This window comes from Hymenobacter chitinivorans DSM 11115 (assembly GCF_002797555.1).
GTDB classification, from domain to species: Bacteria; Bacteroidota; Bacteroidia; order Cytophagales; family Hymenobacteraceae; genus Hymenobacter; species Hymenobacter chitinivorans.
Window position 1 is genome coordinate 1,498,024 of sequence record NZ_PGFA01000001.1, and the last position, 17,074, is coordinate 1,515,097.

Below are 17,074 nucleotides of genomic sequence, written 5' to 3' on the forward strand. Positions count from 1 at the left end.
GCTTACCACCGCGGGCCACTGCGTGAAAAACTATTGAACCACGGCCCGCGGCTGAAACAACCCTTCATTCAGGGCCTGCAGCGCGCGGGTTTTGTTGCTGCTGTGGATCAGAATGCTGATGTTGTTGGGCGAGCCGCCGTAGGAAATCATGCGCAGCGGAATGTCCTTCAAGGCGTTAAAGACCAGCCAGGCCGAGCCGTTGTTTTCCTGAATCAGGTTGCCGACCAGACACACAATGGTCTGCTCCTCGTCTACTTCCACGCTGCCAAAGCGGCCCAGCTCCTCCAGGATTTCGGCCAGGTGGGTCGAGTCGTCGATGGTGAGCGACACGGCCACTTCCGAGGTGGTAATCATGTCGATAGGCGTGCGGTACCGCTCGAAGACTTCGAATACGCTGCGCAAAAAGCCGTGGGCCAGCAGCATCCGGCTCGACTTAATCTTGATGGCCACCAGCCCGTCCTTGGCCGCCACGGCCTTGATGGCCTCGTCGCCGGTGCGGGTCGAAATCAGCGTGCCGGGCGCTTCGGGCTGCATCGTGTTGAGCAACCGCACCGGGATGCCGTGCTTGGCGGCGGGCAAAATGGAGCTCGGGTGCAGAATCTTGGCCCCGAAATAGGCCAGCTCGGCCGCCTCGTCGAACGACAGTTCCCGAATTGGGTAGGTGCCCTGTACCACCCGCGGGTCGTTGTTGTGCAGCCCGTCGATATCGGTCCAGATCTGGATTTCCTCGGCGTGAGCGGCGGCCCCAATCAGCGAGGCGGAGTAGTCGGAGCCCCCGCGCTTAAGGTTGTCGATGTCGCCGTTGGCGTTGCGGCAGATGTAGCCCTGGGTAATAAAGAGCTGCTGCCCGGCGTGCGGGGCCAGGGTTTGGGCCAGGTGAGCCTCGATGTAGTCGGCGTCGGGCTCGTCGTTTTTGTCGAGCCGCATGAAGTCCAGCGCCGGCAGTAGCACGGCCTCTTCGCCCAGCACGCGGGTGTAGTAGCGGTGAAACAGCAGCGTGCTCAACAGCTCGCCCTGGGCCAGAATCACCCGCTCGCCGGAAGCCGACAACGGGTGGCGGGTCAGGTTGAAGATGGTTTTGAAGGCGGAGTCGAGGTGGCCGATGGCCTCGTTGGCCACTTCGGGCTCGGGCAGCAGCTCCCGGGCCACAATCAGGTAGTGCTGGCGCAGAATCTCAGTCTGGTAGGTCGCGGCCGTGGTTTCGCCCTCGTACAGCAGCTTGGCAATGTTGACCAGGGCGTTGGTGGTGCCCGACATAGCCGACAAAACCACGATGCGGGGCTCGGAGCCCCGAATAAGTGCGGGCAGAGCGCGCATACGCTCAGCTGAACCGACGGAAGTGCCGCCAAACTTTAAAACTTTCATCAGTGAAAAACGGGTTAACCAAAAAATGAACGGGGCGGAGAGGCTAGTACGAAAATCAGCAACAAAAAGCGCCGGTCTGGAAGGACCGGCGCTTGATGCTTATGGGGAAGGAGCATGCAGAAGTGCGACGGTCAGGTCGAGGGCCGTTTGAAGCATTTCTTCAGCATCTTGGAATTGGCGGCCAACGGCTTCGCCACGGCGGTACGGCCAGCCAAAGCCACCGAAAATGCCGAGTAAAAACCGAAACCGAATGTTGTCATGGGCTGAAAAGGGCCGGGGCGAGGTGCCGCCAGCGGGTGTTTGCGGCTGCAAGTACGGGCAGGAAGCGGAAATAATCCACATTCGGGCCGTAAATTTTCTTTAGCCCCCAGCTATTTTGCCCCCCTTCAGGCTGAAAGAGTAGTTTTACGGAGCCTGCCAGGGTCTGTTTTTACCCTTGAATACCCGAACGAATAACAAAAAGCCGTGCGGGCCTTTGCTTCAGCAAGTCGCCCTAATCAATAGCGCTGATGTCCGACTGGAAAGATCCGCAGTATCTGCAAACCGGCAATCAACGCCAGCAACGGGCTTACACGGTACTCACCAACCTGCGAATTTGGGCAGTACTGCAGGCCTTCGACCCAGTGCTAGCGGGCACCATTCCGCTGAATATTGACTTGCCGGACAGTGACCTGGATATCATCTGCGAGGTAAAGCCCGCGGCGCAGCGGCAGTTTCGGGCTTTGCTGGAGCAGCATTACGGTCGGCTACCGGAGTTTCGGGTCAGCCAGCACAGGGTCGGTAAGCACGATTCCATCGTCTGCAGCTTCCGGGCGGCGGGGGAGACGGTGGAAATTTTCGGCCAGGATGTGCCCCCGATGCGGCAAAATGCCCTGCGGCATATGCTCGTGGAACACGCCATTTTGCAGGCCGGCGGGGAAGCGTGGCGCACTGCGGTGCGGCAGCTGAAGCAGCAGGGCCTCAAGACCGAGCCTGCTTTTGCGCAGCTGCTGGGGCTGCCGGGCAACTCGTACGAGGCTTTGCTGACGCTGGAAGGTTGGTCGACGGAGGCCTTGCGGGAGCGGCTGCCCGCGCTGCCGCTACGCCCGGTTAGTTGAAGCTGACCGTGACCGTATCGTTGGTAAAGCGGATGTCGCGGACGCGGGACTCAAAGGTTTGGTCCGTGAGCTGACAGGAAGAACTGCTGGACGGGCAGACCTGGCTATAGGTTGTTTTAGTAAACCGGTACACCCGGTCGGGCAGCACTTTAAGGGTCTTGGTGAAGACGATATTCTGCCTGTTCGGGTCGGTATCATCGAATATGGGTCCATTGAAGTTACCCAGGCCCGGCTTTTCGTCGCTGTTGTAGTAAAACTGGATAGCTGATTTTCCCTGCTTGGTCGTGTTCACCCGGAAGGTGACCGTTTTGTAGGGCGTTGCCTCAATAGATACGGTGTTGGACTGGCCCTTTGTCAGGTTGAAGCGCACCTGCTCATCACCGCCGAGATAATACTTGTCGGAGCTAGCCGGGACCAGGGCGTAAGTGCCTTTCTGATTCGCGTTGAAGGCCGCTTTGTAGTTGCCGCTGGCGTCGGTTGTGGCGCTGGTAATCGAGTCCCGGCGGGACGACATGCACACCAGGCAGCCCGTGTTTTGCTGTACCTCCAGCACTACCCCCGCCACCGGCTGTTTCGTGTACTTATCCGTCACGATGCCTTCCACGACGGTATAAGCTTCCTTGTCCTTAGAACAGGAGGCCAGGGCCGAGAGCAGCACCAAGCTCCCTAGGAACCGGGTTAATATTGTAGTCATCGAAGTAGATTGAAATAAGAAAGTGCGGACCGAATCCCGGCCGGACTATCTAGCAGATCCGCAGAAGCTATAAAGGGTTGTCAGGCACGCTGATTTTATCAATCAGCCAGCGGCCGTCAGCTTGCTGCGTGAGGTCGAAGTCCAGGCTCACGATGTAGGTTTCGTGCTTCGGGCCGCGGGCCTGCACCTGGGCGTGCCGGCCTTGCTGCCGGGTTACTACAAACTGGCCCTTCTGCAAATCGGCGGCGTTTTCTTCGGGTTCCTGGCTCAGCATCAGGAAGTCGTAGTCGAAGCCGGCGGCCGGACCGTCGTTTTGCGGGTGCAGGCGCAGCGTGTCGTCGTAGCGGCGGAAGTAGGCGCGCCAGTCGCTTAGGTACGCTTCCGATACAGTGCCGCTCTGCTGCACGGCCCGCAGCCAGTCTTCCGTACCCGGGACGTTTACGGCGTAGAACTTGGTGCTGTCCTGAGCGTCGGAGTTTAGCACAAAGTCGGCGGGCAGCTTCTCCGCGTTCTGAATATACCAGCCCACAAACCGCCGCGCCGTCTGGGCCGGCGCTGCTTCAGTCGCCGCGGGTTTCGCCGCGGGTTGGAGTGGTGCGGCCGTTTCGGGCTGGTCGGTGGCGGGCGTGGAGCAGGCGGCCGTGGCGGCCAGCAGCAGCAGGAAGAGGCGTTGTTTCATGCGCAAACTTCAGTGGTCGGGGCGTCCCGCGCGGCCTAGCGCACCGGCTTGGGAATTACCGGCAGGCTCTCGTGGCCCTCAGCATCCACGGCTACGACCCCGAAAATGTAGTTGTCCTTGCTGAAGGGCAGGTCGGCGGTGGTGGTGGTGACCGGGAAGCGCTGCTGCCACACCGGGGAGGTAGTTTCGCGCATCAGCACCACGTAGCCGGCGGGCTTTTCACCCACTTTAGGCGCGTCCCACTTCAGCTCGGTGCGGTTGGTGAGCTTGGCCGTAAGCACGCCCACGTTTTCGGGTGAGCTGGGCGCCAGGGCCAGGCTGGCCATAGTAGCCAGGTTGACGCCGGTGTTCTTGCGCAGGTACTCGTAGTCCACAAACTCGGGCAGGTCGCCGTACTGAATGTTGTTTTCGGTGCGCAGGTCCTGGTGCTGGTGGTTGAAGTTCTCGTTTACCTCCGTGAAGCGCACGGCCGTGAAGCCCTGCTGGTTGAAGGGCGTATGGTCGCCGCCGCGCAGAAATCGGTCGGGCCGGTACTCCAGCAATACTCCGAAGTCATTGACGTACTGCTCACAGGCGGTTTTGCCGTAGCGGGCCAGCTGCCGGCTCGGCGAGTCGTTTTCACTGCTCAGGGTGCGGCGCACTTTGGCCTCGTCGGCGGTTTCGGTGGCCGGCACTCCCTCGCTGAAAATGCGGATGTGCTTGTTGTCGGAAATTTCCGGGTCGTAGCCTTTGGAGTTGCCCACGATGTCGTTGTTGAGCATCCCGGTCAGGTTCCAGTTTTCCTTTTTGGCCCGCTTGGCCAGGTGAGTCGAGCCGTAGAGGCCCTGCTCTTCGCCCTGCACGGCCACGAAGATCAGGGTGCAGGGGTACTGCTTCTGCGACATCACGCGGGCCATTTCCATGACCAGGGCCACACCCGAGGCGTCGTCGTTGGCGCCGGGCGCGTCGGCGGTGGCGTTCATTACGTCCGTTACGCGGGAGTCGAGGTGGCCGCTGACGATGAACACGCGGGTATCGGTGGGGTCGGTGCCGGGCAGGGTGGCCATGACGTTGGCCATGATGACGGGCTTGTCGATGCGGCGGCCGTCGGGCTTCACCAGGAAGGTGTCCTGCTCCACTTTGAGGCGGCCGCCGCTGGCCTTGCTGTACTTGCGGAACTCGCCTTCGACCCAGTTGCGGGCCGCCCCGATGCCGCGCTTCTTGCTTTTGGTGTCGCTCAGGGTGTGGCGGGTGCCGAAGGACACCATTTTGCGGATATCTTCTTCCAAGTTCTTGGCCGAAATGGCTTCCACCATCTGTTTGATGGCCGGGTCGGGAGCCGGGGCCGGAGTAGAGGTTTGGGCAAAAGCGAAGGCCGGGGTAAAGCTGGCCGAAAGCAGCAGCGCGAAACGTAGATTCATGGAGTGGAAAGGCAAGGAAGGAGCAGACGGCGCGAAATAGCCGCGGTAGAAATTCAGGATGAAAAGTACGGCGGCGCCGTCTAAAAACGGCAGCCGGCCGAAAACTTACACCACAGACACCAGGGCGCTGGCCGCGTTGCCTCCGAAGCCCGCCGCATTGATGAGCACCCGCCGGATGGGCCGGGTGGGAGCGGGCGTGAGGTCGGTGGCAAAGGGCGGGGCGGGCCACTGCTGGGAGGTCAGAATCTCGCAGGCAAAGTCCAGGCTCAAGGCGGCCGACGCGCCCAGGGTGTGGCCCAGCAGCCATTTATTGGAAACCAGGTCGGGCAGGTTTTCGCCGAATACGGCGCGCAACGCCGCTCGCTCGGCCGCGTCGCCGGCGGGAGTGCCAGGGCTGTGCAGCACTACGGCATCAACTGTTTCGGGGGCGGTGCCGGCCTGGCGCAGGGCTTCGCGCATGGCGGTCTGGAAGTGCTGGCCGTCGGCCGACAGCCCGGTTTTGCTGCCAATGGCCTCGAAGCCAAACCCCACGCCCTCGAGGCAGAAAACCGGCGCGGTGGGCTGGCTGGCCCGCTCGGCCGCCAGGGCCTCCCGGCTCACTTTTTCGAGGGCAAACACGGCCGCGCCCTCGCCCAGCACGAAGGTGGAGGGGCGGCCGGCGCCGGGGCGGCAGGGGAATTCAGTGGCCGCAAAAGGGGAGTAAATGCCCAGGGCCTGCATCTGGGCCAGGGTGAAGTCGGTGAGGGGAGCTTCGGTGCCACCGGCCAGAAACCGGTCGGCCATGCCGGCGCGGAGCCAGGCCAGGGCATTACCCAGGGCCTGGAAGGCGCTGCTGCAGGTGCTGGAGTGGCTTAGGGCCGCGCCGCCGGTGGTGCCCGCGTCGTAGGCCACCCAGCTGGCCACGTTGCCCATAGTGGTAAGGGGGGAAGCGGCGGCCGGCACGGCTCCGGCCGCCAGGAACTCCTCGTGAAACTGCTCCATCCGGCCCGTGGCCCCGCGGGAGGAGCCGATGCTGACGGCGAGGGTAGTGGTTGGTGGTTGGTTATCGGTTGTTAGGGGCAGGGAGGTGCTGGCGGGTTGCAGAGCATATCTGTCACCCTGCAGGAGCTTGCTGTCAGCTTGCAGAGAAGGGCTGGCGGGGTGCAGGGGCCAGCCGGCCTGGGCGGTGGCCTGGCGGGCAGCCAGCAGGGCCAGCAGCACGGTCCGGTCGAGCTGGCGGTAGGGGGCGTGGGCGCGGCGCAGCTGCTGGAGGTCTTCCTCCACGGCGAGCGGCACGCGGCCCACGGCCACCGCCCGGCCCGGCAGCTCCCGCATGTGAAACGCGGGTACCAGCGCCGCCGCGTTAGGCAGCATCGGGCCTAGGGCCGACACCCGGCCCCGGCCCCGAATGACAATCAGGGAGTCGGCGGCGGCGGAGTTAGTCATGCAGGATTTCGGGCAGGTTGGGGGCGGGTGTGAAGTCGAGGACTAGCTCACGCATGCGGCGCAGCACGGTGTAGAGCAGGTTTAGCTCCTCATCGGTAGTGCAGTAGGGCGGCAGCAAGTACACCACGTTGCCCAGGGGGCGCAGCACCACGTGGTGGTCGAGGGCCAGCTGGTAGAAGGCGTCGCGCAGGCGGCTGAAGTAGCTGGTGCCCTCGCCCGGGTCGTACTCCACGGCCAGGATAGTGCCCCGGTGCCGCACGGCCCGCACGCCCGGCTGCCCGTCGATTTCCTGGCGGAAACCAGCGTGGGCGGCTTCCAGGCGCTGGCGCTGCTGGGTGCACAGCTCAGCCCGGGTCAGCTCCAGACTAGCCAGGGCGGCGGCGCAGGCCACGGGGTTGGCGGTGTAGGAATGGCCGTGAAACAGGGCCCGCATCTTGTCCTGGCTCAGAAATGCCGCGTAGATGGGCGCGGCGCAGGTGGTCAGGCCCATGGCCAGGGTGCCGCCGGTGAGTCCCTTGGAAAAGCACATGATGTCGGGCTGCTCAGTAAGTAATTCCGAAGCAAACAGGGGCCCGGTGCGGCCAAAGCCCGTCATGACTTCATCGGCAATGGCCAGGACGCCGTGCTGGTGGCAGCGGCGCAGCATCTCGCTTAGAATGTCGGGCTCGTACATGACCATGCCGGCCGTGCCCAGCACCAGGGGCTCGAAGATGAAGCCGGCCACGTCGGGCCGTTGCAGAAGGGCGTCGAGCTGAGCCAGGGCCTGGGCTTCGTGGCCGGGCGTGGGCACATCGAGGAATTCCACGTCGAAGAGCAGGGGCCAGAAGGGCTGGGTGAAGGCCCCGCGGCTGCTGACGGCCATGGCCCCGAAGGTGTCGCCGTGGTAGGAGTTCTGAAAGCAGAGAAAGGTGCGGCGTTCGGGCTGGCCCTGGTTGTGAAAGTATTGCAGCACCATTTTCAGCGCCACTTCCACGGCCGTCGAGCCGTTGTCGGAGTAAAACACCCGGACCTGGTTGGCGGGGAGAATAGCCAGCAGCTGCTCGGCCAGCTCCACGGCGGCGGGGTGGGTGAAGCCGGCAAAGAGCACGTGCTCCAGGGTGCGCAGCTGCTCGCTTACGCGGGCCGCAATGTGGGGGTGGGCATGGCCGTGCAGATTGACCCACCACGAGGAAATACCGTCCAGATACGCCGTGCCGTCTTCCGCGTAGAGCCACGAGCCCTCGCCGCGCACGATGGGAATGGGGAGCGGGGCGGTTTGCATCTGGGTGTAGGGGTGCCAGACAACGGCGTGGTCACGCTCGGCCAGGGAGGAGCTGGTTACTGTTGATTTCACTGTGTTTTCGTTGCTTGATACGCTGCCCGGGAAGGCAGATGGGGCGGCAAAGCTACAACCGGACAGGCGGCCGTCGGTTCCGGGCGCTGTACCCGCGGCAGGCGACGGTTCCCGCCGAGGCCCGCGGAGGGATGCGCAGAGGTTCGCAGAGCTGTGCTGGGAATGACTCGCTGCTTACAACCCAAACCAAGCCCGGAAAGTGGGGGCGTAGCGGCTGACGGTGGCGGCCGAAACGTCCGTTTCGGGGTGCACGCGGGGCATGATGGGCAAGCCGGTGTGCTGCGCTATAAAGTCTTCGGTGGCGGGCGTGGGCTCCCCGTTGAAGACCAGGCCCCGCACCCTGAGGCCGCGCTGCTGCAGGGCTTCGAGCGTGAGCAGGGTGTGGTTGATGCTGCCTAGGTAATTGCGCGACACCACGACCACCTCCAGGCCCAGCGGCGCAATCAAATCGGCCAGCAGCAGGCCCGGGGCCAGGGGCACGAGTAGGCCGCCGGCGCCCTCCACCACCAAGTGGTTGGCCGTAACGGGCAGCTGAAAGGCGCCGGCCTGAATGGTCAGGTGCTCGGCCGCCGCCGCCGCGTGGGGCGAGGCGGGCAGCTGCAGGCGGTAGGCTTCGGGGTGAAAAACCGAGTGCGGGTTGCTGACCAGGTTCCGGACCGTGGCCGTATCGGTGGTGGGCTCCAGGCCGGCCTGCACGGGCTTCCAGTAGTCGGCTTGCAGGGCCTGGGTGAGAATGGCGGCTACCACCGTTTTGCCGACGTCGGTGCCGATACCAGTTACGAAGAGCCGCTCGGGGCACGAAGAAGAAACACTCATACGGACAAGGAATACCAGCAGCCCGGGCAGTTGTTTGCCGTGGGCCGGGCAAAAATCAGGAGGAACTCAGGGTGCGCAGCGTGGCGGCCAGCGCATCGAGCTCCGCCTCGGTGTTGTAGCTGTGCAGAATCAGGCGCAGCCGCTCGGTGCCGGCGGGCACGGTGGGCGCCACGATGGGCCGCAAATCGAAGCCGGCCAGCTGCACCTCGGCCGCCACGGTGCGCACCCGCTGGGGGCCGGCCTGGGCCAGAAACAAGGGGTGAATAACGTGGCTGCCCGCCCCCACCCGCACGCCCGGCACGCCGGCCAGCTTGCTGTGGAGCAGCTCCGATAAGTGAAATAGCTGCCGCCGCTCGGCTTGCAGAGCGGGGAGCAGGTCGTAGGCGGCCTGCAGGGTGGCAATGGACAGCGGGGCCAGGGCCGTGGTAAACATAAACGGCCGGCTGGTATTGAGCAGAAACTCGCGCAGCACGGCCGGGCCCACCACCGCCGCGCCCTGGCTGCCCAGGGCCTTACCGAAGGTGACGATGCGGGCCAGAACCTGGTTTTCGAGCCCCAACTCCACTACCAGTCCTTCGCCGAGGGGACCGTAAATTCCGTTGGTGTGGGCTTCATCCACGACCAAGTGCAGGCCGCGCGGCTGGCAAAACGCCGCCAGCTCCCGCAGCGGGGCCTGGTCGCCGTCCATGGAGTAGAGGGCTTCCACGGCCACGAAAACTTCCCCGGTGGCCCGGGCCAGGCGCTTTTCCAGGTCCTGGAGGTCGTTGTGGCGGAAGCTGTAGCTGGTGGCAAAGCTGCTGCGAATCCCGTCCTTGACCGAGGCGTGGCTGGCCGCGTCGTAGAGAATTGTGTCGCCGCGCCGGGGCACGGCCTGAAAAAAGCCCAGGTTGGCCGAGTAGCCCGAGTTGAATAGCAAAGCCGCCTCGGCCCGGTGAAACTGCGCCAGCTGCGCTTCCAGGGCTTCCGTCGCCACCGAGTTGCCGGTGAGCAGGCGGCTGCCGGTGCTGCCGGCCAGCAGGTTTTCGTCGGCCAACCGCTGGCGCAGAGCCGCGTGCAACGCCCCGGAGCGGGCCAAGCCCAGGTAATCGTTCGAGCTGAAGTCGACGCGGCCGGGCGGAGCCACCGTCAGCTGCCGCCGGGTGCCCTCCGCCGCGCGCTGGGCCAGGTGCTGGGCCAGGCGGGTCAGCAGGGGCGAAGAGGAGTCGGGCGTCACCGCGGGAATTGGGAGTTAAACCGTAAACCGGTCGGCCGACAGCCACACGGTGCCGTCCTGGCCGAAGGTGCGGCCGGTAATAACGACCCACTCAAAGTCGACCTCGACCCGGTCGCCGACGGCGGGCAGCACCCCGTGGCGCTGCACCACCAGGTTCAGGGCCGAGCCAATCTGGTCTTCCAGCTCGGTAATCAGCTCCTGGGCTTTGCCGGAGCCGTGCTGCTCGCGCAGGGCTTCGGCGTAGGCGTGGTCGAGGTTCAGGTCAAATTGGATATTCATATGAACAGGGGAAGTAATCGGTTAGGGGAAGGAATGAGAAAGAGGAAATTATCTATCCTCCTCCATCTGGCGTACGCAAAGCGAAGAACCTTCCTCGCCTCAGTGACGAGGTTTATGCCAACGTGAGAAAGTGCTTTATTCAGTTAGGAAAAAGACTTCCTCACGCTGGCAGAAGCTACAGTGGAGTAGGCGCGGCAGGTCCTTCACTCCGCTACGCTGCGTTCAGGATGACAGAGAAGCGACGTCCGCACGTAAAATCCCCTACACCAGCTGTTCTTTGCCCAGCACGATGGCGCCTTCGGGCACGTCCTTGAAGGCTTTGCGGGGCGTAAGGCCCAGCAAATCGAACATCTGGCGGTCGGCGTCGAAGTCGGGGTTGGGGGTGGTCAGCAGCTTTTCGCCCGAGAAGATGGAGTTGGCCCCGGCCAAAAAGCACAATGCCTGCTCGCTGATGGGCATTTCCTGGCGGCCGGCCGAGAGGCGGACCATGGTGCCCGGCATCAGGATGCGGGCCGTGCCAATCATGCGCAGCATTTCCCAGACGCTCACCCGGGGCTGGTCGGCCAGGGGCGTGCCTTCCACCGGCACCAGGGCATTGACGGGCACGCTCTCGGGGTGGGCGGGCAGCGTGGCCAGGGTGTGGAGCATGGCAATGCGGTCCTCGTCGGTTTCGCCCAGGCCGATGATGCCGCCCGAGCACACCGAAATGCCGGCTTTGCGCACGTGCTCCAGGGTGTTGAGCCGGTCGTCGTAGGTGCGGGTGGTGATGATTTCGCTGTAGTGCTCGGCGCTGGTGTCCAGGTTGTGGTTGTAGGCGTAGAGGCCGGCCTGCTTGAGGCGCTCGGCCTGGTACTCGTTGAGCATGCCCAGGGTGCAGCACACCTCCAGGCCCAGCTCGTTTACCTGCTCTACCATGCCCAGCACCCGGTCAAAGTCGCGGTTGTCGCGGATTTCGCGCCAGGCGGCGCCCATGCAGAAGCGGGTCGAGCCCGAATCTTTGGCGCGCTGGGCGGCGGCAATTACTTCGGCGTCGGGCAGCAGCTTGTGGGCCTGCACGCCAGTATGGTAGCGGGCCGCCTGGGGGCAGTAGGCGCAGTCCTCGGGGCAGCCGCCGGTCTTGACGCTGAGCAGGGTGCAGACCTGCACTTCGCCCGTGGCCTGGTGCTGCTTGTGCACCGCGGCAGCCTGGACGACAAGCTCCAGAACGGGTTGATTATAAATGGCTTTTACTTCGTCGAGGGTCCAGTCGGTACGGAGCATGGTGGGAACGTTCGGTTGGGAAGGGAAGGAAAGGGCGGGCCCGGATGGCCGATGGTCAGCCCCGCGAAATGGGGAGCTTGGGGCCGCAAGTTACGCGAGAAGCCGATTATCCGCGCCGCCCGCCCGCCGGAAGCCGTTCGGAGCCCAAGCTGGCGCAGCGGCAATCCACCCCGCATGGCGCAGCGGGGCCCGGCCGGTCGCCCGATTCTTGGGTATTGAGCCAGCGTACTGCGCCGTTTAGCTCGCAAAACCCCGCGCTCAGCCAGTAGTAGCCTGCTTTATGCTGCGTGCATACTAGTTTTGAGCTTTCTGACCTATAGTTCCCCACACCGAATGCAACAAATTTATCCCGTTCTGCTGGCGGCAGCCCTGCTGCCCGCCGTGCCTGCTGCTGCCGCCCCCACCGGGGGTGAGGCGCCGCACCGCACTCCCACCTCCAAGGCCGCGGCCAAGCGCAAGCCCGTCGTCCGTAAACCCGTAAGTACAACCCCCGACCCCGCCGAAGCTACCGTGGGCGGCGTAGTACTCACCAACACCGGCGACCCACTCCCGGGCGCTACCATCTTCATCAAGGGCACCTTCATTGGCACCAGCACCGACCAGCTGGGTAAGTTCAGCCTGAACGCCTCCTTCGACAACGGCCCGGTGGAACTGCTGGTAGCCTACGTGGGCTACGAAAGCCAGCTGGTAAAGCTCACCAAGCGCGACAACCTGCTGAGCGTCGTGCTGGCTCCCAGCGCCACGCTGCTGAACGAAACCGTAGTATCGGCCTCGCGGGTGGAGGAAAACATCCTGCGCGCCCCGGTTACCATCGACAAGGTGTCGGGCCGGCAGATTGAGCGCATCAGCACGCCGGAAGTATTGGCCGGTTTGGGGCAGCTGCCGGGCGTGGATGTCAACTCGGCCTCGATGCTCTTTACCAGCGTCAGCACCCGGGGCTTCAACACGGCCAAGAGTGAGCGGGTGATTCAGCTGGTGGACTACATGGACACGGCCCTGCCCAGCCTGAACCTGAGCCCGGGCAACCTGGTGGGCATTCCCGAGCTGGATATGGAGAGCATCGAGCTCATCCACGGCCCGGCTTCGGCCCTGTACGGAGCCAACGCCCTGAGTGGCGTCATCCTGTTCAACTCCAAAGACCCCTTCGTCTACGACGGGCTGAGCCTACGCCTGCGCGGCGGGGAGCGGAATCTGCTCGACGGGCAGCTGCGCTACGCCAAAAAGCTGGGCGAGAAGTTTGCCATTAAGCTTAATGCCAGTGCTTTCCAGGCCAACGACTGGATTGCCACCAACCGCGAGGCTACCAGCTTCTCCACCAATGCGGCCGACTCGCCGCTGGGCTACGACGCGGTGAGCAGCTACGGCGAAATCAGCAACGTTTTCTCGCCCTACCAGAACCGCCCCGCTACCGGCACCACGCCCGCCTATAAAGTAAACCCGGAGCTCTACGGCAAGACGGTGTACATGCCCGGCTTTACGGAGCAGGAGCTCATCGGCCCCGACCAGAAAACCAAGTCCTACCGGGTGCAGGGAGCCGTGTCCTACCTGATTAAGGACGATTTGAAGCTCACCCTGGAAGCCAAGCGCGGCGTGGGCACCTCGACGTACCAGAACCAGAGCCGCTTCCGGATCAAGGGCCTGGGCACGAACCAGTACCGGGCCGAGCTCAAGAGCAGCAAGGGCTTTATCCGGGCTTATTCCACCGAGGACTTCACCGGCAGCAGCTACGAGCTGACCCAGCTCAGCGCCCAGATTCAGGGCTCTCCCACCAGCGAAGGCGGCACCACGAAGTACTACCAGCAGTATTTCTACATCTTCAACCAGACCTACACCCAGGCCCGCTCGGCCAACATGAGCGTGGAAGCCGCCCAGGCGGCCGCCAAAGCCGCCGCCGACGCCAGCCAGCTGAAGGCCTCCGACCCGCGCTTCGCCACGCTGCGCGACAAGATTTCCAACGACGACCAGCCCGGCCGCGGTGCCCAGCAGAACTTCAACTCGTTTCTGAACGATATCAGCGCCCAGCGCAGCTTCCACATCTCCGATGCCGGCACCGACCTGATTCTGGGTGGGGCCTACCGCGAGTACCGTCTGGGCTCGGGTGGCAAGCTGTTTTCGGACGCCGAAGGCAGCCGCATCCGCAACTACGAGTACGGCGCCTACACCCAGCTGACCCAGAGCCTGCTGGAGGATCATCTGAAGCTGGCCCTGGCCGCTCGCATCGACTTATTCCAGAACTTCGACCCTTCGTTCTCGCCCCGGGCTTCGGCCGTGTACTCGTTTGGTAAAGACAAGCAGCACAACTTCCGGGCCTCCTACGGCCAGGCTTTCCGCAGCCCGTCCCAGACCGACCAGTACCTGCGCTCCGACGTGAATACGTTTATTCTGCTGGGTAACCTTAACGGCTTCCAGGGCTATAGCTTCACCAACGCTGAAGGCAAGTCGTACACGCCCGGTACCTCGCTGGCCGGCTACGAGCTGACGGTGGATAAGCTGAAGCTGGAGCGCGTAAACACCGTGGAAGTAGGCTACAAAGGCGCCATTATCCCCAACGTGTACGTGGACGCCAGCTACTTCCGCTCGCGCTACAACGACTTTATCGGGGGCACGGCCTTCGTGGGCAACGTGGACGGCACCCGTCCCACCCCAGCCCAGGTCAATGCCGCCATTCCGTCCAACTTCACCGACGCCAGCGCCTCGCCGGCCCGCATCATCTACGCTTCCTACAACAGCCACCAGGAAGTGCGGACCCAGGGTGCCACGGTGGGCCTCACCTACTATGCGCACAAGGCCTTCAACATCGGGGGTAACTACTCGCTCAACGTGCTGGACCGCAGCAACCTGCCCAGCAACTTCCGCACGTACTTCAACACGCCCAAGCACAAGTACAACCTCAACGTGGGCGGTATCGTGCTCAAGAACCTGAGCTACTCGGTGAACTACCGCTGGGCCCAGGGCCACCGCCAGGAGTTGCCCTTCGCTTCGGGTAACGTTCGTGACTACAGCTCCACGGATGCCTACCTGGGCTACACCGTGCCCAAGCTGGCCACAACCCTGCAGGCTGGTGTCTCGAACCTGTTCGATGCCAACAACACCCAGATTATCGGGGGCCCGCAAATTGGCCGCCTGGCCTTCCTGGGCGTGCTGGTCAACGTGAAGTAAGGCGACAACGCCACTTCGGTAAGCTCCCGCAAAAAAACGGCCCGCGTCAGACTGACGCGGGCCGTTTTTTTTGGCGTTAGTGGGGGCAGGGCTTAAATGTCGCCGCCGCTACCGTCGCAGGCGCCTTTGGTGTAGGTCGTTACGCCGGCTTTACCGGCGTAGCAGGCGTTGGGGTAAGTCACGCCGTTGGCGCAGACTGGGGCGTACACGTCCAGACACTGGTAGTCGTCGCCCTTGGCGTTGGCGCCGGCCTGCGTGGTGGTGGGGGCTGCCGGGGCGGCAGTTTCTTTGGAGCAAGCGGTGCCGGCAAACAGGAGCAGGGCGAAAACGGCTAATTTTTTCATGATACGTGAGAGGAAATAAATGAGTTGATGGGGCAATTATAAGGAAAGTTGAATATAGAATCCTAGGTCATAGTTGCTCTAATTGTGACATGCCGCCGGGGCTAGTTCAGGGGCAGCAGCGGGGGCTCGGTGGGGGCCGGTGCTTCGGCACTGCCCAGCCGACTGTCGCGGGTGTTCTTTTGCACGGCAATGGCGGCAAACAGGCTCAGCATAAAGGACATGGCGTAGAAGCCTTTTTCGCTGAGCGTGAGCGTGGCGTTCCACAAGCCCACGGTGAGCAGGAGCACGGCCGAGAGGGTGGCAAACCAGCACAGGCCGTAGTAGATGTTGGTGATGGGAATGCCCTCTAGCTGGTCACGCACGGTTTTTTGCAGCGACACGGCGGCAAACAGTCCGTAGAGCAGGATGGTGAAGTAGTAGCCTTTCTCGTTGAGCGGCATCGTAGCGTTCCACAGGCCTACGTTGTAGGCTACCATACCGGCCAGCAAGGCCATCCAGGAGGCGCCGATAAAGGCATTGGAGGGTTTGGGATTCATTGCAAAAAGGGGAGAATGGGTAGAAGAATAAGAAGGGTGATTGGCCAAACAAGGTGGTCAAACCTACTCATAAGTTTGCTGCCGCAGTAGAGAGTGGAGCAGGATTATCGGGGATAATTAGAGTTTTTAAACGGGAGGCAAGGCGGCCGGTTTTATTGTCAGAATTTATCGAAAACCGTCTTTTTGCCTTTAAACAGGCTGTTATTAACGACAAAAGTCCGCTGGAGGCGACGCTCCAACGGACTTTTGATACATAGAAAATGGCTGTTATTGAGCGGTGCTCGGGGCCGGGCGGTGGGCTAGCGTTTGCCCCCGCGGCTGGTAGTGCGGCTGCTGCCGCGGCTGCCGGCGTTGCCTTTGGGAGTCCGGTTCAGGGTCTTGGCGGCGGGTTGGCGCTTGGCGCCCGGGCCGCTGGGGCGGCCGGCGGCCTTGAAGGGCTTGTCGCCGTCGAAGGCGGGCTTGCCGTTGGCCAGCTTGCGCACGGGCTTGGCGCCGCCGGTGGCGGGGCGGCCGGGGCGGGAGGCGGCTCCGGCGGGTTTGCGGCCGGGCTTCGCGGGCTTGGGGGCGTCGCCGTCGAAGTCTTCGCTGAAGCGGGCGGGGCGGGTGCTCCACTTGGTGGCGGGGGAGCCGACGCGCTTCTTGGGCAGGGAGGCTTCCTTGGTGCCCGACGACTTGGCGGTCATTTCCAGGATGCCGGCCAGCTCCTTATCGGTGAGCTCGCGCCAGTCGCCGACGCCGAGGCCCTTGATGCTGATGTTCATCACGCGGATGCGTTCGAGCTGGACGACTTCGTAGCCGAAATGCTCGCACATGCGGCGGATCTGGCGGTTCATGCCCTGGATGAGGGTGATGCGGAAGATGTAGTTGGTTTCCTTCTGGACCTCGCACTTCTGGGTCATGATGCCCATGATGGGGACGCCGTTGCGCATGCCCTCGATGAACTCGTCGCGGATGGGCTTATCGACCATGACGATGTACTCCTTCTCGTGGCGGTTGCCGGCGCGCAGGATTTTGTTGACGATGTCGCCGTTAGAGGTCAGCAGGATCAGGCCCTGGGAGTCTTTGTCGAGGCGGCCGATGGGGAAGATCCGCTCACTGTGCTTGATGTAGCGGATGATGTTGTCCTTGACGCTGGTTTCGGTGGTGCTGGTGATGCCCGGGGGCTTGTTGAAGGCAATGTAGATGGCGTCTTCGGGGGCGCGGGGCTCGATGAGGTTGCCGTTGACGATGACCTTGTCCTTGCTGCTGACCTGGGTGCCGATGGTGGCGCGCTTGCCGTTGACGAAGACGGTGCCCTGCTCGATGAATCGGTCGGCCTCGCGGCGGGAGCAGACGCCGCTTTCACTGATGTATTTGTTGAGGCGGGTGGTATCGGAACTGGGCATAGGGCAAACGGCAGCAAAAAGGGTGAAACGCGGGCCGAGGCGGCAGGCGGGCCTGCAAGTTACGCAGAACCGGGCTGGCAGGTGGCGCG

At 63.3% G+C, this 17,074-nt stretch carries 16 protein-coding genes; 3 read left to right on the plus strand and 13 right to left on the minus strand.

The genetic code is table 11. The annotated features are described in order from the left end of the window. Nucleotides 1-30 precede the first annotated feature (30 nt). Nucleotides 31-1,365: an aspartate kinase gene (locus tag CLV45_RS06215; protein ID WP_100335508.1), complete on the minus strand. Its 1,335-nt coding sequence runs from the start codon at nucleotides 1,363-1,365 to the stop codon at nucleotides 31-33. 114 nt (nucleotides 1,366-1,479) lie between these two features. Here CLV45_RS06215 and CLV45_RS25440 point away from each other — a divergent pair, with 114 nt between their 5' ends. Beyond that, complete coding sequence (locus CLV45_RS25440; protein WP_262496863.1) at nucleotides 1,480-1,602, plus strand: hypothetical protein; 123 nt, start codon at nucleotides 1,480-1,482, stop codon at nucleotides 1,600-1,602. A gap of 272 nt (nucleotides 1,603-1,874) precedes the next feature. Further along, nucleotides 1,875-2,462 (plus strand): DUF4269 domain-containing protein, encoded by a 588-nt coding sequence (locus CLV45_RS06220; protein WP_100335509.1) that lies wholly within the window; start codon nucleotides 1,875-1,877, stop codon nucleotides 2,460-2,462. Here CLV45_RS06220 and CLV45_RS06225 read toward each other — a convergent pair. The 9 genes from CLV45_RS06225 to bioB form a co-directional block, all read right to left on the minus strand. Further along, nucleotides 2,455-3,156: a carboxypeptidase regulatory-like domain-containing protein gene (locus CLV45_RS06225; RefSeq protein ID WP_157807320.1), complete on the minus strand. Its 702-nt coding sequence runs from the start codon at nucleotides 3,154-3,156 to the stop codon at nucleotides 2,455-2,457. The genes CLV45_RS06220 and CLV45_RS06225 overlap by 8 nt on opposite strands. Before the next feature lie 67 nt (nucleotides 3,157-3,223). Next, on the minus strand, nucleotides 3,224-3,835 hold the full coding sequence (locus CLV45_RS06230; protein WP_100335511.1) for a hypothetical protein: 612 nt from the start codon (nucleotides 3,833-3,835) through the stop codon (nucleotides 3,224-3,226). A 35-nt stretch (nucleotides 3,836-3,870) separates the two neighbouring features. Further along, entirely contained in the window at nucleotides 3,871-5,235 is a 1,365-nt protein-coding gene (locus tag CLV45_RS06235; protein ID WP_211289908.1) for a M28 family metallopeptidase, read from the minus strand. 105 nt (nucleotides 5,236-5,340) lie between these two features. Next, nucleotides 5,341-6,660: a beta-ketoacyl synthase N-terminal-like domain-containing protein gene (locus CLV45_RS06240; protein WP_100335512.1), complete on the minus strand. Its 1,320-nt coding sequence runs from the start codon at nucleotides 6,658-6,660 to the stop codon at nucleotides 5,341-5,343. Then, the gene (gene bioA / locus CLV45_RS06245; RefSeq protein WP_100335513.1) at nucleotides 6,653-7,993 is read right to left on the minus strand and encodes an adenosylmethionine--8-amino-7-oxononanoate transaminase; all 1,341 of its coding nucleotides are present in this window, start codon (nucleotides 7,991-7,993) and stop codon (nucleotides 6,653-6,655) included. The genes CLV45_RS06240 and bioA overlap by 8 nt, the downstream gene beginning before the upstream one ends. A 174-nt stretch (nucleotides 7,994-8,167) precedes the next feature. Next, nucleotides 8,168-8,809, minus strand: a complete 642-nt coding sequence (bioD, locus tag CLV45_RS06250; protein ID WP_100335514.1) for a dethiobiotin synthase — start codon at nucleotides 8,807-8,809, stop codon at nucleotides 8,168-8,170. Nucleotides 8,810-8,864: 55 nt separating this feature from the next. Beyond that, on the minus strand, nucleotides 8,865-10,022 hold the full coding sequence (locus tag CLV45_RS06255; RefSeq protein ID WP_100335515.1) for an aminotransferase class I/II-fold pyridoxal phosphate-dependent enzyme: 1,158 nt from the start codon (nucleotides 10,020-10,022) through the stop codon (nucleotides 8,865-8,867). A 15-nt stretch (nucleotides 10,023-10,037) separates the two neighbouring features. After that, nucleotides 10,038-10,301 (minus strand): hypothetical protein, encoded by a 264-nt coding sequence (locus CLV45_RS06260; protein ID WP_100335516.1) that lies wholly within the window; start codon nucleotides 10,299-10,301, stop codon nucleotides 10,038-10,040. A 261-nt stretch (nucleotides 10,302-10,562) separates the two neighbouring features. Next, nucleotides 10,563-11,561 (minus strand): biotin synthase BioB, encoded by a 999-nt coding sequence (gene bioB / locus CLV45_RS06265; RefSeq protein WP_100335517.1) that lies wholly within the window; start codon nucleotides 11,559-11,561, stop codon nucleotides 10,563-10,565. 333 nt (nucleotides 11,562-11,894) lie between these two features. Here bioB and CLV45_RS06270 point away from each other — a divergent pair, with 333 nt between their 5' ends. Further along, nucleotides 11,895-14,720 carry a TonB-dependent receptor gene (locus CLV45_RS06270; RefSeq protein WP_100335518.1) on the plus strand — a complete coding sequence of 942 codons (2,826 nt, stop codon included), beginning with the start codon at nucleotides 11,895-11,897 and terminating at the stop codon, nucleotides 14,718-14,720. 92 nt (nucleotides 14,721-14,812) lie between these two features. On the opposite strand, the gene CLV45_RS06275 is transcribed toward CLV45_RS06270, so the two are convergent. The 3 genes from CLV45_RS06275 to rluF form a co-directional block, all read right to left on the minus strand. Continuing rightward, nucleotides 14,813-15,064 carry a Kazal-type serine protease inhibitor family protein gene (locus tag CLV45_RS06275; protein WP_100335519.1) on the minus strand — a complete coding sequence of 84 codons (252 nt, stop codon included), beginning with the start codon at nucleotides 15,062-15,064 and terminating at the stop codon, nucleotides 14,813-14,815. 101 nt (nucleotides 15,065-15,165) lie between these two features. Next, nucleotides 15,166-15,600: an inner membrane protein YiaA gene (gene yiaA / locus CLV45_RS06280; RefSeq protein WP_100335520.1), complete on the minus strand. Its 435-nt coding sequence runs from the start codon at nucleotides 15,598-15,600 to the stop codon at nucleotides 15,166-15,168. 299 nt (nucleotides 15,601-15,899) lie between these two features. Beyond that, complete coding sequence (rluF, locus tag CLV45_RS06285; protein ID WP_100335521.1) at nucleotides 15,900-16,985, minus strand: 23S rRNA pseudouridine(2604) synthase RluF; 1,086 nt, start codon at nucleotides 16,983-16,985, stop codon at nucleotides 15,900-15,902. Nucleotides 16,986-17,074 lie beyond the last annotated feature (89 nt).